Source organism: Bacillus sp. AMCV2, assembly GCF_056033925.1.
This window is the reverse complement of sequence record NZ_JBVYIB010000002.1, coordinates 877,039-900,667: the sequence shown is the minus strand read 5'-3', so window position 1 is coordinate 900,667 and position 23,629 is coordinate 877,039. Positions and strand designations below refer to the sequence as shown.

Here is a 23,629-nt window from a genome sequence, read left to right as displayed (position 1 = left end):
CCTTATCTTGTATGAAGCCGTCTGATACCAATTACAAGTGAACAAAGGCCAATCGCCGCAAAAAGAAGCACAGGCTTTTGAAGGTCAGCCCAGCCTCCCCCTTCCATTAAAGAAAGAAAGCCGTCAAGCGCCCAGCGATTTGGCACCGCTTTGGATATAGACTGCAAGACGTCCGGAAATTGGTACAGCGGCAGCATGGACCCGCCGAGAACCGCAAGCAACTGAATGCCGAAGCCGCCTATCGCATCTGCAGATTTCATATCGCTGATGCACGACGCAAGCAGCATTGAAATGCCGGATACAGCTGCGGCGTAAGAAAGCCCGAGTACACTCACAAACAGCAAATTGCCGCCCCAGTCCACACCAAAAACATTGATTGTAACGATCAGAAATATGAAAAATTGCATGATGGCAAACAGATACGTCCCAAGCCATTTTCCGAAGAGAATGACGGATTTTTGCGCAGGCGTCATCAGCATTCTGGCAAGCGTCTCCGTATCCTTTTCCTGTAAAAACGATTTCGCCCCGACTGTCATATGAAACAGCATAAACATGCAAAGCATTGCCGCCGAATAGTATTGAAAACTGGTAACGGCCTTGCTGCCGACAGATTTTTCTGCAATAGTCAGCTTGTCACCTGTTTCTTTTTCAAGCGTCTTTGCCAGCTTTTCTGCAAACTGTGCAGGGTCAAGTTTTCCTTGTTTTACAGCTTCCGTTTTGCTGATGTAGTCCATCGAGGCTGACGCGGCTTCCTTTACCGCTTTATATTGCTCTATAAAAGAGCTTGCAGCTGTTTCGATGATGGAACTTTTCAATGTTTGATCAGGAGCGGCATAAACAACAGCTGAGGTTTTGCCGGCTTCCCAATAGTTCGGGATGACGATACCTACATCAACTTTCTTTTCATCAAGCAGTTTTTTCATCTTGTCTTCGCTGCCGGCTTTTGTGACCTTTATTGACTTTATTTTTTTAAGCACATCTTTCGTAAACATGTTCGCTGCATCTGACTGGTCTGGTTGAACGTAGCCGACTTTGATGTCATCAATCCCGCTGCCTCCGTCAACAACTGATCCGAGCGCCGCGCCTAAAATACAGGTTAGGATCAGCGGCATTAGGATAAGCATCATAAACCCTTTTCTGTCCGTGATTCTGATTTTGACATCTTTCCATGCGATCCATATGCTTTTTTTCATGGCCGTCCCTCCTAATCCCGCAACGTGCGGCCGGTCAGATTCAGAAACAGGCGCTCTAGATTCGGTTCCTGCACCTGAAGAGACAGCAGGTTTGTATGATGGGCAGCGGCTTCCGCAAGCAAACTGGTGACGACTTTCTCATGATGAGCCGCAGAAATGTCAATTTTGAGCTCTGACTCCTGGACTGTTACATCATTGACATGAGCCAGGGAACGGATCGCCAAAAGAAACGTTTCATCAATCTCGCTGACCGTGAGCTGAATGATGGTATCGCCCCCAAGACGGCTGCACAAATCAGTTTTTGTACCGATTGCAATCATTTCCCCCTGATCAATAATTCCGATCCGATCGCATAAAAACTCAACCTCTTCCATGTAATGACTCGTATAGATCACCGTCATGCCCGTTTCGTTGAGCTGTTTGACCGTTTCTAAAATGTGATTTCTCGATTGAGGGTCAATACCGACAGTCGGTTCATCCATAATCAGCAGCTCGGGCTTATGCATTAAAGCCGCACCGATGTTGATTCTTCGTTTCATCCCCCCGGAGAACGTTTCAATCTTATCTTTAGCCCGCTCAGCCAGACCGACATATTCAAGGACCTCAGCTGATCTTTTTTTGGCCTCACCCTGCGTAAGTCCGTACATTTTCCCCCAAAACATAAGATTCTCATGAGCCGTCAGCGTCGGATATAATGCAATTTCCTGCGGAACAATGCCGATTTTTTGTTTCGCTTTGGCCGTTTCTTTTCCGATGACATAGCCGCCCACCGTGATGTTCCCGCTGTCATGCGGCACAAGGCCGGAAATCATCGAGATGGTTGTGGACTTCCCCGCACCGTTTGGCCCGAGCAGACCGAACGACTCCCCCTTTTTGAGGGAAAAAGAAATGCCTTTCACGATTGTTTTTTTTCCGTATGCCTTTTTGATGTTTTCTGCTTGCAGCACGTCGTCTCACTCCTTTTTTTGATCCATTGCCATTGTAGAAGAAAGCAAGGCGTGCGGCATGTAGCGGCAGATAGAACATAGGGCATGAAAAAAAGGCCTGTAAAAGGCCTTTTCAGAGAAGCGTATATGCAAAACGTCATATGTCAAAAGACAGATACACCATATCTGACCGAGTAAATGGCTGCTTGGGTTCTGTCCCTGACAGCCAGCTTGCTGATGATATTTGAAACATGATTTTTGACTGTGCCTTCTGTAATGTAAAGCTTTTCGGCAATTTCTTTGTTATTCAGCCCGTACCCCAGCTCAGCCAGAACTTCGAATTCGCGCTCGGTCAAGTCGAGCAGCTCCTTAGGTTTTTCTATCTCATTTATTCCTTTCAGCTGTTTTTCACGTTTCCATTCGTTCAGCATTTGGGCAGTCAATTCCGGAGGAAGCACCATTCCGCCAGAATGAACAGTCATCACCGCTTTTACAATCGTATCTGCCGACATATCCTTCAATAGGTACCCGCTTGCTCCTTCTTCAAGCGCTTCAGCAATCAGCTCTGAGTCCTTGAAGGTTGTCAGCATCAAAACCTTTACGCCGGGCAAAGAGCTTGTAATCAATTTTGTTCCTTCGACACCATTGGAGACCGGCATGCGGATGTCCATTAACACGATATCCGGCTCCAGCTCTTTCGCCTTTTCGAAGGCTTCCTGTCCGTTTCGCGCCGTTGCGATCACATCGAGCTCTTCTCGGAGCTGAAGCAAGGATGCCAGCCCTTCTCTGACGATATCCTGATCGTCGGTAATGATGATCTTAATCATGATAAACTCTCCTTTTGCTGCACGGGTCTGAAGCTCCATTTTTTATTGGCAAGTGAAAATTCGGCGATTACAGTAAATCCTTGATCCCGTTCGCTTTCAAAGCGGATCATACCGCCATGTGCCGCTGCCCGCTTTTTCATATTCAAGAGACCAAATCCAAGTGCTGCCTCGGGATTGCCTTTTCCGTCATCCTTAATGACAAGGCTGATGCTGTCCGTTGTGCAGGCAAGCTGTATCGAACAACCTGCGGCGCCGCCGTGCCGTTTGGCATTGGTCAGTGCTTCCTGCACCGTTCTGATCAGGGTCGGATGGAGAGACAGCGGGATAATTGCAGGATCACCGCTGACCGCAAATTCTGTTGTGACTCCTGCATTTTTGCAAAAGTCCTCTGTCAGCTGTTTCAGCGATTCGATTAGCGAAGGATCGTTTTCAGTTTGCAGAGTGCGTACTGATAAGCGGACATCATCAAGCGCTTCACGGGCAAGTGTTTCACAGACACCTACTGTCTCATCCGCTTTTTGGCTGTCTCTTTTTTGCCATTCACGCAAAAGCTGCAGCTGGACGAGAAGGGCCGTCATTTTATGCCCCACTGTATCATGGATTTCCCTTGCCATTCTGTTCCGCTCGTAAATGGCGGTCAGCTCTTCAACCTGCTTCGCATATAAATGCAGCTCCTGATGTGCGGAAGACAGCGCCAAGTGGGATTCTGTCAGTTCCCGGTACTGCTGTTTTGCCGTTTCCTGCGCATCCGTCAGCTTGCGGATTAATTTGCCCACGACACCGCAGAAGACAACGAATGTCATGCTGATGCAATGATCCATCACATATTCATCACCAAGCATATGATATGTGCGTAATAGAACAATCAGCCACATCATAAAACAAAAACACAGGACAGACCATACAGTTTTCCGGTCAAATCCCTTCAGAAAAAAGGTAACTGCAACCGGGCTGAGCAATGTAATATATAAACCTGTACCCGGAAACATGAAACCGAACGAAAAGCCAACTGCAATATCAATTAGACAAAAAATAATTGCATATTTCTGTATCCTTAATAAGAGATGATTTGCTAAGAATACACTTGCACCGCCAGCGATGAACAAATACTCAAACCAGCTGTCATCCTCTACAAGAAAAAAATAAACCGAACAGCTTACCATTAAGGTGAAAATCCTAGTAAAAAAAAGAGCCTTCACGCTCATCACTCCCGATACCCAATTCCCTTTTTATCATACCTGCCTGAGGGCATTTTTGACAGGAGTTTCTGGAAAATAAAAAATCCCCCTGCCGTTTTTTCGGCAAGGGGATTGCAGTTAAATCACAAATGTAATATAGGCGCCGGAAACAGGGTCTTTCACACGAAAGCTGTTTTCCTTCTCTTCAATCGAATACCCGGCATGTTTGACTCGGTTTGCCACTAAGTCCAGCTCCTCTTGGTGAGGCAGGACAACAGTGTAATAGTCTAGTCCGCTGGCATTTGTCGGTTTAGGCGGCGCATTTCTTCCCGCCCAAATGTTTAAGCCGATATGATGGTGGTACCCCCCGGCTGAAACGAAGAGGGCGGACATGCCCGCATAGTTTCCGACAATGTCAAAGCCCAGTACATCTGTATAAAACGCCTTTGCTTCTTTCAAATCACTGACATGCAGATGAATGTGTCCGATGATTGTATCGTTCGGAAGCGATGTTTTCCGCTCATCTCCTGCCTCTTCCAGAAGGCCCTCAATGTCAACAGCGGTTGTCGTCATGACGTAGTTTCCTTCCAGATCACGCTGCCACGTGCTGCGGGGGCGGTCAGCGTACATTTCAATGCCGTTTCCGTCAGGATCAGACAGGTAGAGCGCTTCGCTGACAGCATGGTCTCCATGTCCGATAGCAATGCCGTGTTCAATCAGGCGGGCGAGTGCGATCCCAAGTTCTTTCCTGTCCGGAAGAAGAATCGCAAAATGATAAAGGCCTGTCACAGACCGTTCAGGCAAGACGACAGCGCTCGGATTTTCTTCAAGAATAAGCAGGACGCGTTTTCCGTCAGCCGTCAATTCAGCTTGGCGATCCGTCTTTTTTAAGACTTGAAAACCGATGACGTTACAGTAGAACTGAAGGGAACGCTCCAGACTGCGAATTGTGAGTTTGGCGTAGCCAATGTGTGTATCCTCATGAATGCTGGTCATGCTGTATGCCTCTTTTCTTATGCTGAAACGTTTTCGTTCTTTTTTCCTTTAAACACAAATGGGTCCAGCGCCAGGAATCGACTTCCAGTAAGCGCCAGGTGAATGGATGTCAAAAGCAGAAGGTAATCAAATTCTGCATTGCCCATGAATGGCGCTTTCAGCTTAACAGTGATGATGGCGCCGATCAGTGTAAGAGCGAACAGGACACCGACAATACGTGTAGCCAATCCGAAGAAGACAAGCACTCCGCCAATGAGTTCAATCGCTGCGATGACATACGCCATAAAGCTTGGAAGGCCTATGCTGCCGAAAAATTGGATGGTGCCCTCCATCCCCTGAAACTTTGATAAACCGTGAACAAAAAAGATAATACCTGTAATAACTCTTAAAAGTAATGTGCCAATTTCAAATGATTTATTCATTTTATCCTCCTTGATAAATGTTATCACTTACTTAATGTAAGCTAGTATATATACATAACTTGTTTACGTCAAGTAATTTTGTTACATTTCACGAAAATGAAATAAAAGTACTATAAAACTGTAACAAAAAAGACCTCTGTGCAGGACAAAGGTCTATTTCTCAAATTGGCTTTCATATAAGTCACTGTAAAATCCTTTTTGCCGAATCAGCTCGTCATGGCTGCCTTTTTCAATCATTTCACCGTCTTTAAGCACCACAATCTGGTCCGCTCTTTGAATGGTGTTCAGCCTGTGGGCAATGATGACGCTTGTTCTTCCTTCCATTAAACGGGCGAGCGCTTCTTGAATGTTGACTTCTGTAACGGTATCAATGTTGCTTGTCGCTTCATCCAAAATGAGAAGAACCGGATCGGCAAGCACCGCCCTCGCTATAGAAATCAACTGCTTCTGTCCTTGACTGATGCCCGAACCGTTTTGCGTCAGCACGGTGTCATACCCTTTTGGCAGCCTTTCAATAAAACTATGGGCATTCGCTGTTTTTGCAGCGGCTTCGACTTCCTGATCAGAAGCATCAAGCCTGCCGTAGCGAATGTTTTCTCTGATCGTTCCCTGAAATAAGAAAGAATCCTGAAGAACAAACCCCATGTTTTTTCTCAGGCTCGCTCTAGTAAGGGTTTTAATATCTGTACCGTCGATTAAAATTTTTCCTTCGTTAGGCTCGTAAAAACGGGCGAGCAGGTTGGTGACGGTTGTCTTCCCCGCCCCCGTCGGTCCGACAAACGCAATGGACTGCCCCGCAGGCACGGTAAACTGTAAATGCTTCAGTGTCTGCTGCCCTTTATCGTAACCGAAGGACACATCCCGGAATTCAATGCTGCCTGTTTGGATGGGCTGATGCACGGCGTTCTTTTCATCCTCGCGCTCTTCTTTTTCATCAAGCACGTCAAACACCCGTTCAGCGCCGGCGATTGCGGACAGCATCGTATTAAACTGGTTGGCCAGATCGTTTAAAGGGCGTGTAAATTGCCTTGAATACTCGGCAAAGACGACGATGGAGCCGATCGAGATCCAGCCTTTCAGCGCAAACAAACCGCCGATTGCCGCTATCATTGTAAAACTTAAGTTATTCAAAGAGTTCATGACCTTCGGGATAAACCCGGAAATCGTCTGCGCCCAAAAGCCCGACGTCTTGAGTGCAGCGTTTTTTTCGAGAAATTCAGCAGTAATCTGCTTCTCACGTGAATATGCTTTGATGACCTTTGCGCCTGAAACAGATTCCTCAATATACCCATTCAGATCACCAAGGTTTTTCTGCTGTTCTTTAAACAGCTTTCCCGTTCGGTTGGTGATCCATTTCAGGCTCGCTGCCATCACCGGAATAATGGTCAGCGTAATCAATGTAAGGAGCGGGCTCATGTACAGCATCACCGCAATCGTCCCGACAAAGGTGATCACGCTTGACAAAATTTGAATGACTGACGTGTTTAAGGTAGAACTGACATTTTCGATGTCATTCGTCACCCGGCTCATCAGCTCGCCGTGCCGCTGTTTATCAAAAAATGGAATCGGCAGCTCATGCAGATGGGTGAACAATTCGCTTCTCATTCTGAAAACCGTGCCCTGCGAGATCGTAATCATCCAATAGTTTTGAAACCAAAGCGACAGGGACTGAATGATATAGATAGCAAGCAGAAGAAGCAAAACGGGAATCAAGCCGCTGACCGTTTTCCCGACGATAAAATGGTCGATGGCCTTTCCGATCACAAAGGGGCCAAGGAGCCCGAATATGGCGCTGATGACAACCATCAGCATGACAAGGATGAGCAGTCCTTTTCTTTCAGCCAAGTAAGACCAGATTCGTCTCAGTGTGCCCTTTGTATCCTTTGCTTTCGCCCGCTTTTTCGCGCTTTCTTTTTTGTCAATTGGCAGTTTGGGATATTGGAAAGGCTTGCGGATGTCTTTTAGCATGACTCGCTCCCCTCCCTTCCGAATTGTGACTCGTAAATGCGCTTGTATAACTGAGATTCAGAAAGCAGCTCACTGTGAGTGCCTTTTTCAATCAGTTCGCCGTCCTCAAGCAGCAAAATCTGATTAGCTTTCATCGCCGTGGTTATTTTTTGTGTAATGATCAAAGTTGTGCAATGGTATGTGCTGATTGCTTCAAGCAGCTTCGCCTCCGTTTGCAGGTCAAGCGCGCTTGTGCTGTCATCTAATAGAAGGATAGCCGGTTTTCGAATCAGTGCCCGCGCAATGGAAATTCGCTGTTTCTGGCCGCCGGACAGGTTGACGCCTCTTTGCCCCAAAACAGTGTCATATCCATTTGGGAGCTTCAAAATCGTTTCATGAATTTGCGCATGTTTGGCCGCATCCATTATTTCATCTAGTGAAGCATTTTCTTTGCCCCAAGCGATGTTTTCTTTGATTGTGCCGGAAAACAAGAGGACTTCCTGCGGTACATATCCAATTTGCCTGCGCAGCCCTTCAGCCGGAAAATCTTGAACCGGCTTTTCATCTATGTAAATGCGGCCTGAATCCGGCTGATAAAGCCGCGGAATGAGCTGAAAAAGCGTGGACTTGCCCGAGCCCGTCGCACCGAGAATCGCGATCGTTTCTCTTGGCTTTGCGGAAAATGAGACATTCCTGAGCGCTTCTCTGTCCATTTCAGGATAGCGAAAGGATACATGCTGAAACTCAATCCGTCCTGACAAACGATCAGATATGATGCCTTCCTCCCGCTCGTCGCCTTCTGTTTCAAGCACCTCACCGATTCTATCCCCTGAAGCCTTCGCCCGGGTGAAAATCATAATCAAAAACGGAAACATCGAAAGCGCGCCCGTAATTCGTGTTGCGTAGTTAATAATCGCAACAACATCGCCGACCTGAGTGCTTCCGCTCGTAATACTGTAGGACCCCGCCCACAAAATCAAAAGGATGCAGAGATTCATTAGCAGCATCAGTACAGGCATCGTGAATTCCACAAGCTGAAAGGCCGAAACCGTTTTTTCCATCAGCCTTGTGTTGGCTTTGATAAATCGTTTGACTTCGTGGCTGCCGCGAAGCAGCGCTTTGATCAGCTTGATTGCGATTAAATTTTCCTGCATGATGGTGTTCACTTGATCCAGCCTTTTCTGCACTGAGCGGAACAGTGCTCCGCCTTTCCTTAATACCCATAGCAAAAACAAGATCAGGATCGGAATGGTCACAAGCAGAAAAAAGCCGAGTTTCACATTAACGGCAAGCGACAGCACAATGCCGCCTGCAATCATTAAGGGAGCCCGCAGCATAAACCGCAAACTCATAAAAATCATATTTTGAACCTGTGTGACGTCGTTTGTCAGCCTTGTAATATAAGAAGAGGACGAAAACTGTCCAAATGTGGGATAGGAGAAGGACTGGATTTTTTGAAAAAGCCCTTTTCTCGTATCATAGGAAAAGCTTTGGCTGACATGGGCGGCATAAAAGGAATTCAGCATCCCCGCCGCAAAGGATAACACGGTCAGCCCGATCATGACCGCGCCCCATATCCATACATGCCGCAGATCTTGCTTCAATATCCCATCGTCGATGATTTTTGCAATCAATAAAGGCTGCATCAGTTCAACTGCAAGCTCCGTCAACATAAGAATCAGAGCGATTCCCGCCAGCAATGAATATGGTTTTAAAAACGACAAAGCCTTTTGCATGTAAAAGCCTCCAAACCCCTTTTAGCAATATGTACTTTTTATTTTAATTGTTTATAGGGCTTGATGAAAGAATTTTACTGTCATGAAGTGTTATGAAAACATAGAAAAGCACTGAATTTATCGATAACCAAAATCACTTTATCTTTTATTCGAGAGCTATTCACTGCTGATCTGCGTTCATTAAAAAACATCAAAGATTTTACTCTACTAAAGTTGAGGTGCTGGATAGACTTAGATAAATTAGGAAGATTGCTGGAACCGTAGGAATAATGAAAAATATAAATTTTAAAACGAAGACTTTTTGCGAGGAATATAATCTCATAAAAATGCGGTGAAAAATTTCTAAAATCTAATTAAAACTCTAAATAGAGTGCATTGTTAAACACTCTATTTAGAATCTGTACATTTTACTGTTACCGAATAAAAACTAAAACCACTCCATATCCCTTACTTTTGTCGAACTCTTTGATGACTCTCATGACCTGCCACCTTTGTTTAGGAGATACCGTTTTTGTAGCAATTCCGTTGTTATGCGCTTGAATAAAGTCTCCGGCTTCTACTGTGCTGTCGCATCTTACATAAACCTGTCCTACAAGGCCCACAACATTCCATTCGTCCCTCTCTTCCCTAGAGGCATAGTTCTTATCTGGCTTATAATCAGGGTTTTCCATAGGCGCCATGACGATTTGGCCATTGGCACCTTTCTTTTTTCATAAATATACCCGCCAAAATCATTCTTCAGGTATCTTCCAGACCAATGGAAGCTTGACTCACCAAGTATCACACCAGCTGTTTCAGAAATAACTCCAAGCATAAAGTCACCTTTTTTTGCAGGTCTAATTTTATCACCCTCCAAAGTAACTAGGGTTCCTGCCGGAATTTTTTCACCGCTTAGGCTCTCAAAATATTCAGCGTAATCCGAGAACGTTTGGGAACTTTTTATGCTTCCTGAAGCCTTAATCGTTCCATCTTTTGCATGAAATTCTATCTTTCTGTTTGATGAGGATGGTGTGCTCCCACTTGCCCATCCTAGAGCAACTGAGTCTGAGTTCGGATTGATCGTATTATATGAGGCTATCACAGAAGATTGAGCAGCCCCAGTTGCTCTGCTTCGAACAGATCCAGCTACAAAATTATTATTTCCAGTAGCGTGGGAATCACGAGAGCCAATAATCCCGCTTCCTTTATGTTTAAACAAAAAGTACGGCGTCACGACGCCGCCAATCTTAAAATCTGTTTCGTAGCCTGAAAAGTCACAATTAGAAACATTAAGATCAGGGTCAACAGAAAAAATCCCAACTGTACCACTGTTATTTTTAGGCGATCTTTGCCCCCATACATTACTAACTACAGACTCGTACATACCGCTCCCAAAAACAACACCCTTTTCGGCTGAATCGATCAATGTCACACCATCAATCATTACCTTGCCGACAGAATTGTCGCCACCTACAATATAAAGATCATTATCAGCAGTTTTAAATCCTCGAATCGTTATATTCTTTAAATTGATTAGACGCCCTTTATAATACACGCTTACGACTGAATTTCCCTTATAGTTAATGGAGGAATCATCGCATATAGCATGAAAATTAACCACATTGACGCCATCGTAACCTGAAATTTGCAATGCATTCGGCCCTGCCCCTTTGTACAGATCACTCGGCTTAGGGTTATATGCGATACAGTTAGCCAGCTGAACGTCATGAGCTGATGCTGATTGAGGATCACTTGCTGTGTGGTGTCCTATATGCCGAATGCAAAAACTAATTGCATTTTCATAGGCACGGCAGTTCACAAGTTGAACTCTTTTTGCAGCCGGAGCATAATCATGAGCTTTAATTTCAAATCCTCGAACTCCTCCAATTGCGATGCAGCTATCAACCATTACATCCTGAGAGCCATCATCGATTTCAAAACAGTTTGTATTTGAAGACCCATCATTTAACCCCATCGGATGGTAAGAAAGACAATGACTGAAAGTCGTATGCTTTCCAAAGTGACATGTGAAATTATCATCGCCAGAGCCTGTTGCTTCGCAATATGAGAAGGTTACAAAGTTGCAGCCACCAGGCTGATAAAAGGTAGGATCACCATTTTCTCCGTGTCTGTTATAATTAGGGCTTGTAGCATCAAACCCGTGAAGGCCGGCATTCTTTGCAAAAACATGCTCTACAAAAGAGTAATCCACATTTGCAAAAAGCAAGCAGCTTGAAGTGGGCCCCTTAGGGATCTTCCATCCAGCAGGACGCGTATCTTTATTCCAGTCCAGTGTCAAATGTCCAATGTAGATATTTTCATTACCATTTGTATGATCACTATTGGTGAGTACAGAGTGACCAACTGGCGTATCGTCTAATAACTTGATGATGGTCCTTTTTTTACCCGCTCCAACCAGCATTGTATTCGAAGGAACGAGCAAGCCAGATACCCTAAATACGCCTGCAGGGACTTTTATGAGATAACCGCCTTCGGCCATCGCATCATGAAATGCTTGCGTATCATCTGTGACTCCGTCTCCTTTAGCTCCATAATCCATTACGTTTCGTTCATCAAGGTACTCAAATCTGTTCTCATACATTTTGAGTCTTTCATTTAAGTTTTCAAAAGTTGTTATTCCATTACTTAATGCAATCCCAATTTTACTATCAATCGTTTCGAAATTCTCGGCAAGCTTGGAATCAATTTCAATACTTTCAGTGCTTTCAGGTTTGTAAAGACCTAAAAACGTTGTATAATTTTCCATTTTTACTCCCCCTATTGGTTTCAGTTTTTAAGAAACATAACATCCCTTGCACTTATAAGTGGCAAACGTATGACAAACAAAAAAAGCGCTGTCTTTAAACAGCGCAAGATAAAATAATTTTCACTATTCATTTAGTAATTTTTCCACACGCTCCCGCATCTGCGGTACGCTTAATCCGATAATTACCTGAAACGCCTTCCCGTTCCTGACAACGCCGTGTGCGCCAAGCGCGCGGAATACGCTGTCGGGCTCAACCTTTGTTTCATCCTTGACACTGACTCTGAGGCGGGTGGCGCAGTTTGTGACTTCAGTGATGTTGTCTTTTCCGCCCAGCGCTTCAATATACAGAAAAGCGGTGTCATCAGCCGTTTCAGCAGCGGAGGCCGTTTCCTCCTTGTTTTTTCGTTCTCTGTATTCCTTTTTCGAATATAGCTTTGTTTCCTGCTGTTCATCCTTTTCCCGTCCTGGTGTAGCGATATTGAATTTGAGGATTAAAAATCTGAAGACGAAAAAATAAATTGCTGTAAACGAGAGCCCGATCAAAATTTGATACACATATGTCATACCGTGGCTGCCAAAGAGCGGAATCCAGTTCAAGGTTACCGCCTCAATCAGCCCGCCTCCCATATTTCCGACGACGCCGGCCATATACATAACTGTCGACATTGTGGCGGCAAGCACGGCGTGAACCGCAAATAAGAAAGGTGAAATGAATAAGAACGTAAACTCAATCGGCTCTGTAATCCCGGCGACAATCGCTGTCAGTGTGACAGGAATCAGCAGCCCTGCGACGAGTTTTTTCTTTTCCTTTTTGGCTGTCACATAAAAAGCCAGGGCGATACCCGGAATACCGAAGATTTTCGAGTTGCCGTGAAGCGCGAATCCGCCTTGCGGGAAGAGCTCCTTTAGCGGTTTGGCGCTTTGCGAATATTCGCCAAGATGCTGTGCCCAATACGTGACGATCCCGCCTTCCGCTACAGCCGGGCCATAAATAAACGGCGTGTAAATAAAGTGATGAAGGCCAGTTGGAATTAAAATCCGTTCCAAAAACGTGTATATCCAAACGCCCACCGCCCCAGAAGCAACCAGGAAGCTTTGAAGCGAGCCGATTCCCGATTGAACCATCGGCCAAATATAAGACACAGCCAAGGCAATCGGAATCATAATAAAGAAGGAAATCATCACGATATATGTTGAGCCTTGAAAGATGCCGAGAAAATCGGGCAGTTTTTTATCAAAATAGCGATTATGCAAAAAGACGACAATCGAAGAAATAAAGATGGCCCCGATAATGTTGGTGTCGAGCGTTTTAATGCCCGCAATCATCGTTAACCCGCTCGTTCCGCCGACCTCTTGATTCATGTCGACGCCAAATGCTCCTCCCCATACCGTCAATATCGCGCTGACAAAATAGTTGAATGTCAGGTAAACAGTAAGCGCTTCCAAACAAGCGCGTGCCTGAGCTTTCTTCGCCAAAGCAACCGGGATGCCAATGGCGAATAAGAGCGGCATTTGGTTAAAGACAGTCCAGCCGCCCTGCTCAATGATATACCAGCACTGATACCAAAAACCGTCAGGATCGGCGAGCGGGCCCATGAGGGTTTTATTTTTAAAGAGCGTGCTGATACCGACGATAATGCCGGCGAACGCGAATAATAAAACAGGCACAAACATCGCGCTTCCAAAGCGCTGAATTTTTTGCATCATACCAGAACCCCCTGCTACTCATTGTCATTTTTTTCTGCCTCTTTGTAATCAACATATGCGCGGAACAATGCTTCGCCAACGAGAAAAAACGGTGCAAAAGCGACAATTTCCGTTTTATCGCTTAATGTCACAGGTTTGCTTGTCGCATAAAGATTATGCGGAGTCAGCTGGGCGAGGACATTGTTTTTTAAATTCGTAATGGAAATAAAGGGAATACCCTTTGCAGAAAGCATTCTTGCCTGAGGAATCAGCTCCGGTGTTTCTCCGGAAAGAGAAATGACGATAAACAGATCGTTTACTTTAAAATCATCGCGCATCAAATTAAATTCATTTGTGTCTTCAATTAAAATAAGATAGCGATGGCGCGGAATAAACATTCTTTGCAGGTCGCGGGCGCATATCTTTTGCGCATTTCCTGAACCGTAGACGAAAATGCGATCCGCTGCATCAATCAGCTGGCACATGTCCGTCATGTCCTTTGTCCGTAAGAACTTCAAATTTGCTTCAATATCATCAAGCAGCTTTTGAAAACTCATACTCTCGCCTTCTTCCGGCTGATCTTCCCACTTTAAAAAGACGCGAAATTCACTGTAACCGCTGAAACCGAGCTTTTGGGCAAGCCGTAAAATTGAGGAACGCGATACACTGCAAGCTTTGGCCAGCGCGTCGATTCCAAGGTGATAGCATGTGTGCTTATGATTCAATATATATTTTAAAATATGAAAATCGTTGTCATTCAATTTGCTGTAGTGCTGATTGATCAGTTCTTCGAGCTGCATATCAGATCCCCCCATTTTCTTTCTATTATATACAATTACAGATTCGAAAATGGGGGAATTTCAGTTATGATATGCGGGTCGGACTTTGATCAAGCTCAGGCCAGAAGTCTTTGTTGGCCTCCATTAAATCCTCGAGAATGAGTCTTGCCACACGCGCGTTCGGCACTGTTTTTGACAAAATTAGCGCCTGCCACAGCTTTTGGAACGATTTCTCCGCCCATGCTTCAACAGTCAGCTTCTCAACGGATACCTGCTGCTCCATAAGCCCTTTTTGGAATTGCGGAATGGTGCCGACGGTAATCGGTTCAGGCCCATTTGAGCCGACAATGCATGGCACCTCGACCATCGCAGTCGGGTCAAAGTTCGCAATTGCGCCGTTATTTTCAACAATCAACAGCATTCTTTCACCTGTGTTGTAGGCAATCGCCCGGGCAAGATCAACGATATATGATGCGTGGTCATCGATTTTGATTTCGCTGTTTTCCGTGGACTGCTCACGTGTAATCATGTCACATTGGCTGAAAATAAAAGCTTCGCGCCCTTCCATCACTTCATTTGCCCGCGTATGATTCGGATTTGATTTTTTCACCATATCATCCGGGAACAAATAATATTGCAAATACGTATTCGGCAGTGTGTCAGGATCTGTGGCCTGCACGTCACGCGCTTTGGCGAATGTGTCATTCCAGCTCGCCTCCACCGCTTCAGCCTCTGTTTTCGGAATATAGCCGTATTGAGATACATGCTCCTTCAGCTTCGGCATTAAATCGTTGCCCTCTTGATCCTGAATTGATGTCCACCAGCCGAAGTGATTTAATCCGTAATAGCGGACCTTCATTTCTTTTCTTGAGGATAAGCCAAGAATTTGCGCCATCCGGTCTTCGATCCCAACCGGCATATCACAGATATTGAGAATTTTAGAATTCGGTCTAAGGCGTCTCGTAGCTTCAGCCACAATCGCCGCCGGATTGGAATAATTGAGCATCCACGCATCAGGCGAGTATTTTTCCATGTAATCTAATATTTCAAGCACACCGCCGATCGAACGCATACCGTATGCGATCCCGCCCGGCCCGCACGTCTCCTGGCCGACAACTCCATACTTCAACGGAATTTGCTCATCAAGCGCACGCATCGCGTATTTCCCTACTCTGATGTGCGCCATAACAAAATCGACATCTGTAAAAGCTTCTTCCGGGTCAGTCGTCGCTGCAAATTCAATATCCGGCGCTTTTTCTCTGATAAAAACGTCACAGGCACCTGCAATTCGATCCTGTCTCTCCTTATCATTATCATACAGCTTCAGCTTTCTGATCGGAAACTCCTCCAAATGGTCCAAGAGCATGAGTACGATCCCTGGAGTGAAAGTGCTCCCTCCGCCCGCTATTACGATTGAGAATGATTTTTTCTTCATATGACGACCTCCTTGATAACGTTTACAATTCCATTTATACCATGAGATAGCCCGTCCCGTAACACGTTTGGCGCACTTAGGTCATTTGATCAACTTTAGTGTTTTTTCCCATAGAGCGGGAAATTTCTCATTTGCCTTATGTCTGAGAGATTTGTTTTTTTTACCTTTTTTGTAATCTTAAAGTCTCACCAACTGTGAATTTTAAGTGAATATACGCCCTTCCAATTCTTATGAAAAGGTTCTTTTGTACGATTCGGATACATGCCGAATTATTTATAATCATTTATATAAAACATCCAATTGTGCGTGAATTTAGAAAAGGCAGGGGACAAAAGTTGGACTCATATAAAGTCATTGAGCTGGCAAACAAGTACAGTGCGGCCGCAGAAGAGGTCAGAAGCTCCAAAATGCTGCTTGAATCCCGGTTATCTGCATTGGGAGATGCTTGGCAGGGAAAAGCAAGAGATTCATTCGACCAGGATTTCGAGGAAACGAAAGCCGCCTACGATCAATTCGAACAGGAGCTGCTTGAAACAAGCCAAGAGCTGAAGGCTGCCGCTGTCAAAATAGAAGAACGAAAAGCTGAAATTGCCAGAATGGAAGAACTGGAGCGTAAAGCAAGAGAGGAAAGACATAAACTCGGGAGGTGAACGGTGTGTCAGGAAACATTGCAGTTGATCCGGATAAGCTCGAACAGCTTGCAAATGATGTAGTCACTGAATTAACTGATATGGAAAACAAATATAAGGACCTGCATGTGGAGCTGGGGCAGATGATTTTGCAATGCGATCCCCGCTACAGCAGCTGTTTTTCCGGAGTCGGCGATGCGTGGAGCTCAGGAAAAGCGCTCGTCACTAAGCTAAGTGACAATGAGATTTTCATCAGAAAAACGGGCGATAAATTTGTGGAACAAGATGATATTTTGCGAAAGCTCTACAATGCCTACGACAAATACGGTACGATGACAAGCTTAACCGCTCTTATGCTGACACAGGGAAAATATTACGGGTTAGGGCTTACAAAATTTGTGAAACAGCCAAGCGGCTTGCATACAGCCCAGCACTCAAAACTGCTCTTGGATATTTCCAGGGCCGTTGACAGCTCACGTTATCAAAAAGCGGCAAGAGTGCTTTTGAATCCTAAATATTTGTTGAAAAAGACAAACCGTCCATTTTCAGATTTGGTACATAAAAAGTTTACAAAATACTTCCCTCAGGACACGGTGGATTTTTCAAACAGCGTCAGAAGCTACACAAAAGGATTTCTTAATGAAGCCGGCGTACGCTCCACTTTGAAGGATGTGGGAAAAACGGGCTTGAAATTCGCGAAAGGAAATGCCATTACCGCCACACTGATTACCGGTGCGACCCAAACATTCGGAGCAGGCGTGAAAATTGCTGAAAATTATGCAAAATACCAGGACAAACCCGAAGTTCTCAAGCGTGAAAACGCCAAGGCTGTCGGGAATGCTGTGAATAATACGATTTTTGTTGCCGGCGGTGCCACAGCTGGTGCTGTCATCGGCGGTGCAATTGGAAGCTTTGCAGGACCTGTGGGTACTGTCCTTCTTGGGGCAGCAGGTTCATACATTGGCGGAGTCGTCGGAGAACAAATCGCCAAATATACAGCCGGTTTTGCCGAAAAAGCAGCCTTAAAGCTGAAAGAACCGATCCATGCTGTCGTTGATACAGCCAAAAAAGGGCTGGAATCAGCCGGCAAAGTCGTCAAATCAGTGAATGACGGCATCGATGCGGCGAATAAATCGATACATAAAGGGATAGACAGCGCGAAAAAAGGAATGGAAAAAGCAAAGAAAACAGCGGATTCGCTTATACACGGCGCAACCCATTTCCTTAAAGGGAAATTTTCATTTGGATAGGAGAATAAACAATGAAGCAGTTTACAATTAGCATAGAAGAACTCTTGTTTTGCTTTTACAGCGAAGGGTTTTTTGAACAGGGGATGGCCTTGAAGCAGGCCTATTTTCCGGAAATAGAAGATGAACAGCTCGGCGCTTTGTTCGAAGCAGCTTGCCGCTCACTCTTAGCTAAGGATGCAGCGGAATATCGGAACCATCAATATCGGTTAAAGGACGAGTACTGTCCGTTTATCCATGTATTAAACGACGCTGACTATACAGTGAAGCTTTCTAAATTTAACGGGCAAGGCGCCGAACAGAATGTGTCCTGCCATGTATCAAAATTCGGCACCTACTCTCACGAACTCCTTTTTGATGAACAAGTCCATCGCATTACAAAAATGGAATCAAGTGAAGGGTTACTTGCTAAGACAGATGAGTTTTTACATATAATAGATACAGAGGATAAAAGAGAATCGATTGTGACATTGACATCAAATGAATTTGAAAAACTCTTGGAGGGCGCTTCAGACAACCCTTCATATCTAAAAGAGTTCCTTGAAAAACATGACCACCAAGAGGACGTTACCCGATTTGCAAATGATCTGGCTTTGCGGAAAGGGAAAATGGATACACTTATGCGTCTGGCATATGGCAAAGATAACACTCCTGAAGTGGCTGACATGGCATTTGTCCTGCCGGGGGCCCACCATACTTGGCTTGTCACAGGCATCACCCAGAATGAATTTTCTATCCTCCCTGCTCATAAGGATGTTGTAAATCAAATCATTTCAAAATGATAAGAATTGAATTAACAAAAGGAGAAAAGCATTGAAAAACCAAGAAATCATTGAAGTCAAAAGCAAAATGTTCCTGAGAATATGGGCTTTTGTCGGATCTGCCGGTATGGGATTAGCATGTTTGTGGCTCTTTTATATGGGTATTACGTTTCAAACGAAATATTACCTATTAGCCATTCCTGCTGGCTTTCTGTTCACCTTGTTTTGTTTATATTTATTTATCATCTTCTTTCCGGCTTTCACCCCGCGGGGAAATACCATTTTCCGCATCAAGACAGGAAAAAATGGAGAAGTGTTCACTGACAAAGTGTCTGTTACGTTTACTGATATCAAGAAAATTGAGATGAGCCGCCATAAATTTAGTCTAAAAGGAATTTTCCAGGAAGATATATTGATCCAAACCGTTGATCAGAAGACCATTCGCATTCCCACTTGGAACATCATTCCGAATCCGTTGTTTTTCGAAGCGGTTGAACGCTATATCCTTCCCCATCTGAATGAAGAGGCGAAAAGCAATTGGATCGGACAGTTTACAGACATCCAACGCAGTGCGTATTTGAAGGAATTTGAGAATCACCCGAAGCTTTAGGGGCAGCACATGATTGAAGTAAAAAGCATGATGTTTCTAAGGGCTTGGCTGTTCCTCGCTACAGGGGGCGCCTTTATTGTGGGAGTCTGGCTGGTGTCTGAAGCTCTCACGTTTGCATCTAAATATGCCCTGCTTTATTTGGGCGGCGGATTACTGGCGATAATTTATGGATTGATCACATTCTTTATGGCTTTTCCTGCGTTCACAAGCCGTGGAAATGTCATTTTCAGCATAAAGACCGGACCTAGTGGCGAGATCTTTTCGAGAAAGCGCAGCGTGCTGTTTTCCGAGGTGAAGCGGCTTTATATGGGACGTCATCAAAATAGTTTGAAAGGGATCTTTTTTGAGGATATTATCATCGAGAAAACAGACGGCAAAATCGTTCGAATCCCGACCTGGAACATCATCGCGAATCCGCTGTTTTTCGAAGCGATTGAACGCTATATCCTTCCCCATTTGAATGAAGAGGCTCAAAACAATTGGATCAGCCAATTTACAGAGGTTCAGCGAAAAGCGTATTTGAAGGAATTTGAGAATCATCCGAAGCTTTAAAAGCTCTCCTCCTCTATAATGAAAGATAAATGCAAATTGAGGAGTGCTCATGATGCTGATTACCATTCTTTTATTTCTCGCGGCAGGGCTTGCCGAAATTGGCGGCGGATATCTGGTTTGGCTATGGCTGAGAGAGGCAAAGCCAGCCGGCTACGGAATCGCCGGGGCGCTGATCCTCATTGTATACGGCATTCTTCCTACGTTTCAGTCCTTCCCATCCTTTGGCCGTGTATACGCCGCTTATGGCGGAGTATTCATCGTGCTTGCGATCCTGTGGGGATGGCTTGTTGACCGGAAAACACCTGATCTGTATGACTGGATCGGCGCATTCATTTGTCTCATCGGTGTCTGTGTTATTTTATTTGCGCCGCGCGGATAACAAAATGGCCTGCTTATGAAGCGGGCCATTTTTGTTTAATCCTCTTTTAAGTTAGTCAGCTGCACTTCATGCTCCTCTTGCGGTTCGTCAAGCGGATAAATTCTTGCTGTTCCGTTTTCTTCATTCACGTGCTGAATGTATATAGGAACGCCGTTATATGTTACTTTCTTCATGTCGGGAGATTCTACAATTTCTTTCGCCCTTTGAATATTCATCGTAACACCCTCCTTCAATACATAACGTTTCCATTTCCTGAAGGAAGTATGCTTTATGATTCAGCGGACAAGTTGAATTTTTTTAGGCGTTTGTAGAAAGTGCTTCGGGGGATCCCGCTGATTTTTGCGGCTTGAGAGACGTTTCCTTTTGCAGATTCAAGCGCTTTGATCATCATATCCTTTTGGATTTGCTCACGAAAAGTAAGCACGCCGGCAGCAGCTGGCTTTTTTTCTGCAGAGCTGGCCGGCAATCCAGCGGCTTCCAGTAAAGCAGGAAGCGATTCATCCCTCAGCCGGCCGTCCGGAAATCTGATAGAAAGACGTTCAAATACATTAAACAGCTCGCGAATATTTCCCGGCCACTTCCATTGCTTCAGCACATTACAAAAATCAGAAGGAAGTTCGCCTGGCCAATGATTCTTCTGTTTGTAGTACTCAAAGAGATCCGGGATATCCTCGGTGCGATCGCGTAATGGAGGGAGTTCAATTGGATAGACATGAAGACGGTAAAACAAGTCCTCTCTGATTTTTCCGTTTTCGGCAAGCTCGCGTAAATCACAATGTGTGGCGGCAATAACTCTGATATCAACTGGAATTTCTTTCGTCCCGCCGATTGGCGTTATCTTACGTTCCTGAAGCACCCGTAAAAGCGCAACCTGCATCGAGTGGGAAATTTCTCCGATTTCATCTAAAAATAATGTGCCTTGATTCGCTTTTTGAAAGGCGCCTTTATAGCCATTTCGTTTCGCTCCCGTAAAAGCGCCCTCTGCATATCCGAACAGTTCGCTTTCAATCAAATCAGACGGAATCGCTCCGCAATTGACAGCAACAAACGGACCGTGCCGTCTCTCACTGTTCTCATGAAGCGCGCGAGCCGCGACTTCCTTTCCCGTACCAGTTTCGCCCGACAAACAGACCGTTGCATCTGCCGCAGCTGCACGTTCAAGGTTCATCAGCATCGCTTGCGATCGGCCGCTTTTCCCGATCACTCCATTGAATCGAAACACCTTCTTTTTCTTTTGTTCCGAAAGATAAAAACAAGTGCCGCCATCTCCTATGGTGACAGCTTTTTCGATTGAGTAGCCCCGTTCCTTCAACTCATACAGGTGCCGGCCCTGCCAATCCGGCATAGAGGTTCGAATCGGTATGCTCGCACTGATGATGTGCTGCTTGATATTGCATAGCACCATCGGCACACTGGATGCAGCCCTCTCTCCAAAACGGCTGATCAGCTCGAGCTCTTTCTCACGGCTTTTAGCTGCGAGTTCCCGTTCAGCTGCATAGGCGATCGCAGTGGCAATACCTAGCATATGAGGATGCGCGCCTGCAGCCGGACACGATATGTCAATCACACCCGCAAGGCTGCCATCCTCATGGTGAATCGGAGCGGCTGAACAGTTCCAAAGATGGGAAGCAATGGAGTAATGCTCTGATCCTTGTATCGCAACCGGCTCGCTGATGTGGAGCGCCGTGCCAATCGCATTTGTTCCGACAGCCGTTTCCGTCCAGCATGCCCCTTCGACAAAGTTGATGCGTTTGGCTTCATAGAGCGCGCGGGGATGGCCGTCCAATGCCAGAACAACACCGTCTGAATCAATTAACAGCGCCATCATTTCCATTTCTTTTATGGCAGGCAGCAGTTTTTCGAGGTAAGGCTTTGCGGTCGTCAAGAAGAATGAATGTTTTTTTGACTGATGATCCAGCTCCGTTTGCTGTAAAACCTTCGGGCCTTTTTCTAAATAAGGATTGACCTCAGCTTTTTTGCAGCGATGCCATGACTCGGCAATCCGTTTTCTTAATCGGGCTTCGTCAAGCACACCGTCTTTCACAAAACGTTTCCAGGTTTGCAAATCGTTTGGGACCGAATTCATTTCCTTGATCGCTCCTCCCTTACACGCCGTTTTCATCTATTGTAGGGGAAAAATAAAGCGCTTTCAACAATAAAAAAGCAGGCGCCTTATATCCATGCGCCTGCTTTTTCCTTTATTATGCATGTACCGCAAGGCCGATCGTGCTTAACAGCGCCTCATGCAATGTTTCCGATAAAGTCGGATGGGCGGCGATAAAATGCTCCGCCATATCTGCCGTCATCTCACCATTCATGATCGCTGCCGCTTGGCCGATGAGCTCGGTTACATCCGGGCCAATCATCGAGACACCCACGATTTCGCCGAATTCCGGTTCAGCCATGATTTTGACCTTTCCTTCCGCTTGCTGTTTAATGAGCGCCTTGCCGTTTGCGGAAAAAGAAAATTCGCCGATCTTCACATCCCCGTATATGCTTCTTGCCTGTCGTTCTGTCATTCCGATACACGCGATTTCCGGGGACGTATAGATGCAGCGCGGCACATGTTTCTCATTGATTTTGACATCCCTTCCGGAAGCATGAGAAGCAGCGATGATGCCCTCATGGAAAGCGGCATGCGCCAGCTGAATGCCCCCTATAGCATCTCCGCACGCGTAAATATGAGGCACGTTCGTCTGCATGTGCCCATTCACTGGAATGCCCTTTGGAGAAAAATCAACTCCGGCCTGTTCCAGCTGTAATCCGTCAAGACGGGGTTTTCTGCCGATCGCCACCAGCACATAATCGGCCTTCGTTTTAAACTCTCGCTGACCGCTTTTCCATATTGCCGTTTTGGCCGTTTGATCCACCCGCTCTAATCTGGATGAAGTATGCACTTCGACACCGTCTTCCTCAAGTTTCTCCTGAAAGAGACGGGCAATATCTTCATCTTCAGCCGGGATCAGCTGGTCCGCTGTTTCAATGATGATCACCTTCGATCCCAATCTGGCGAACAGCCCTGCATACTCACACCCGATGACACCGCCGCCGACAATGACTAGTGAAGACGGAATCTCGGAAAGAGAAAGCGCGTCTTTGCTGTCGATGATCCATTCGCCGTCAAACGGGGCGAAAGGCAGCTCGATTGGCTCTGATCCGGAGGCAATCAATACTTGGTCCGCCTCTCTGATTTCTTTTCCGTTTTCTCCTTCGATCAAAAGCTTTCTTTCAGAAAGAAAGGAGGCTGTTCCCTTTACAACCTGTATTTGATTTTTCTTCATTAGGTACTGAACGCCTTGGACAAGCTGACTGACAACCTGTTGTTTTCGGCTTTGCATTTTACTCCAATCGACTGATATCGCACCTGCCGGAAGTTCGATTCCAAAGCTGTCGGCATGCTTGATTTTATCAAGAACGTTTGCGCTTTCTAACAAAGACTTTGTCGGGATGCAGCCTTCATTCAAGCAGGTCCCCCCAAGCTTGCCTTTGTCAATGAGCAGCACGTTTCTGCCCTGCTGTGCCGCGGAAACCGCAGCCGCATAGCCTGCAGGTCCGCCGCCGATAATGGCTAATGTCATGT

20 protein-coding genes and 1 pseudogene are annotated in these 23,629 nt (G+C 45.6%); 6 read left to right on the top strand and 15 right to left on the bottom strand.

Annotated elements, in window-relative coordinates; translation table 11 throughout:
• Positions 1-2: 2 nt before the first annotated feature.
• The 12 genes and pseudogenes from lnrM to glvA form a co-directional block, all read right to left on the bottom strand.
• On the bottom strand, positions 3-1,193 hold the full coding sequence (gene lnrM / locus AC0OMA_RS04665) for a linearmycin resistance permease LnrM (RefSeq protein WP_047182304.1): 1,191 nt from the start codon (positions 1,191-1,193) through the stop codon (positions 3-5).
• Positions 1,194-1,204: 11 nt separating this feature from the next.
• Complete coding sequence (lnrL, locus tag AC0OMA_RS04660) at positions 1,205-2,140, bottom strand: linearmycin resistance ATP-binding protein LnrL (protein ID WP_047182303.1); 936 nt, start codon at positions 2,138-2,140, stop codon at positions 1,205-1,207.
• A 143-nt stretch (positions 2,141-2,283) separates the two neighbouring features.
• A complete protein-coding gene (gene lnrK / locus AC0OMA_RS04655) occupies positions 2,284-2,946 on the bottom strand; it encodes a two-component system response regulator LnrK (RefSeq protein WP_015383129.1) in 663 nt (220 codons plus the stop codon).
• Positions 2,943-4,145, bottom strand: a complete 1,203-nt coding sequence (locus tag AC0OMA_RS04650; protein ID WP_181218602.1) for a sensor histidine kinase — start codon at positions 4,143-4,145, stop codon at positions 2,943-2,945. Before AC0OMA_RS04650 ends, lnrK begins: the two co-directional genes overlap by 4 nt.
• 117 nt (positions 4,146-4,262) lie before the next feature.
• Positions 4,263-5,120 (bottom strand): catechol 2,3-dioxygenase, encoded by an 858-nt coding sequence (gene catE / locus AC0OMA_RS04645; protein ID WP_015383127.1) that lies wholly within the window; start codon positions 5,118-5,120, stop codon positions 4,263-4,265.
• A gap of 17 nt (positions 5,121-5,137) precedes the next feature.
• Positions 5,138-5,542: a DoxX family oxidoreductase CatD gene (gene catD / locus AC0OMA_RS04640; protein ID WP_015252533.1), complete on the bottom strand. Its 405-nt coding sequence runs from the start codon at positions 5,540-5,542 to the stop codon at positions 5,138-5,140.
• 153 nt (positions 5,543-5,695) lie between these two features.
• Positions 5,696-7,510, bottom strand: a complete 1,815-nt coding sequence (locus AC0OMA_RS04635; RefSeq protein WP_322840055.1) for an ABC transporter ATP-binding protein — start codon at positions 7,508-7,510, stop codon at positions 5,696-5,698.
• Positions 7,504-9,225: an ABC transporter ATP-binding protein gene (locus AC0OMA_RS04630; protein ID WP_015383125.1), complete on the bottom strand. Its 1,722-nt coding sequence runs from the start codon at positions 9,223-9,225 to the stop codon at positions 7,504-7,506. The genes AC0OMA_RS04635 and AC0OMA_RS04630 overlap by 7 nt, the downstream gene beginning before the upstream one ends.
• A 413-nt stretch (positions 9,226-9,638) precedes the next feature.
• Positions 9,639-11,971, bottom strand: a pseudogene (locus AC0OMA_RS04625) (peptidase G2 autoproteolytic cleavage domain-containing protein).
• 123 nt (positions 11,972-12,094) lie between these two features.
• Positions 12,095-13,678: a PTS maltose transporter subunit IIBC gene (malP, locus tag AC0OMA_RS04620; protein ID WP_063335701.1), complete on the bottom strand. Its 1,584-nt coding sequence runs from the start codon at positions 13,676-13,678 to the stop codon at positions 12,095-12,097.
• A 14-nt stretch (positions 13,679-13,692) separates the two neighbouring features.
• On the bottom strand, positions 13,693-14,457 hold the full coding sequence (gene glvR / locus AC0OMA_RS04615) for a MurR/RpiR family transcriptional regulator GlvR (RefSeq protein ID WP_100506796.1): 765 nt from the start codon (positions 14,455-14,457) through the stop codon (positions 13,693-13,695).
• Between the two features lie 64 nt (positions 14,458-14,521).
• Positions 14,522-15,871, bottom strand: coding sequence for a maltose-6'-phosphate glucosidase (gene glvA, locus AC0OMA_RS04610; protein ID WP_181218598.1), 1,350 nt, complete (start codon positions 15,869-15,871; stop codon positions 14,522-14,524).
• Positions 15,872-16,206: 335 nt separating this feature from the next.
• Between glvA and AC0OMA_RS04605 the strand changes: the two genes are divergently transcribed.
• From AC0OMA_RS04605 to AC0OMA_RS04580, 6 genes are read left to right on the top strand one after another with little or no spacing between them, the layout of a single operon-like run.
• On the top strand, positions 16,207-16,521 hold the full coding sequence (locus tag AC0OMA_RS04605; protein ID WP_003243177.1) for a WXG100 family type VII secretion target: 315 nt from the start codon (positions 16,207-16,209) through the stop codon (positions 16,519-16,521).
• Between the two features lie 5 nt (positions 16,522-16,526).
• The gene (locus tag AC0OMA_RS04600) at positions 16,527-17,750 is read left to right on the top strand and encodes a hypothetical protein (protein WP_181218597.1); all 1,224 of its coding nucleotides are present in this window, start codon (positions 16,527-16,529) and stop codon (positions 17,748-17,750) included.
• A gap of 11 nt (positions 17,751-17,761) precedes the next feature.
• Entirely contained in the window at positions 17,762-18,529 is a 768-nt protein-coding gene (locus tag AC0OMA_RS04595) for a hypothetical protein (protein WP_003243767.1), read from the top strand.
• Between the two features lie 31 nt (positions 18,530-18,560).
• Positions 18,561-19,118 (top strand): YfjD family protein, encoded by a 558-nt coding sequence (locus AC0OMA_RS04590; protein ID WP_003244496.1) that lies wholly within the window; start codon positions 18,561-18,563, stop codon positions 19,116-19,118.
• A 9-nt stretch (positions 19,119-19,127) separates the two neighbouring features.
• Positions 19,128-19,670, top strand: coding sequence for a YfjD family protein (locus AC0OMA_RS04585; RefSeq protein WP_181218595.1), 543 nt, complete (start codon positions 19,128-19,130; stop codon positions 19,668-19,670).
• 49 nt (positions 19,671-19,719) lie between these two features.
• Positions 19,720-20,049: a YnfA family protein gene (locus AC0OMA_RS04580; protein WP_015383120.1), complete on the top strand. Its 330-nt coding sequence runs from the start codon at positions 19,720-19,722 to the stop codon at positions 20,047-20,049.
• Positions 20,050-20,084: 35 nt separating this feature from the next.
• Here AC0OMA_RS04580 and AC0OMA_RS04575 read toward each other — a convergent pair whose 3' ends face one another.
• From AC0OMA_RS04575 to acoL, 3 genes are all read right to left on the bottom strand, one after another.
• Positions 20,085-20,264 (bottom strand): small acid-soluble spore protein H, encoded by a 180-nt coding sequence (locus AC0OMA_RS04575; RefSeq protein ID WP_015383119.1) that lies wholly within the window; start codon positions 20,262-20,264, stop codon positions 20,085-20,087.
• A 53-nt stretch (positions 20,265-20,317) separates the two neighbouring features.
• Positions 20,318-22,135: an acetoin dehydrogenase operon transcriptional activator AcoR gene (gene acoR, locus AC0OMA_RS04570; RefSeq protein WP_041517761.1), complete on the bottom strand. Its 1,818-nt coding sequence runs from the start codon at positions 22,133-22,135 to the stop codon at positions 20,318-20,320.
• 115 nt (positions 22,136-22,250) lie between these two features.
• Positions 22,251-23,627 carry an acetoin dehydrogenase complex dihydrolipoyl dehydrogenase gene (acoL, locus tag AC0OMA_RS04565; RefSeq protein WP_015482962.1) on the bottom strand — a complete coding sequence of 459 codons (1,377 nt, stop codon included), beginning with the start codon at positions 23,625-23,627 and terminating at the stop codon, positions 22,251-22,253.
• Positions 23,628-23,629 lie beyond the last annotated feature (2 nt).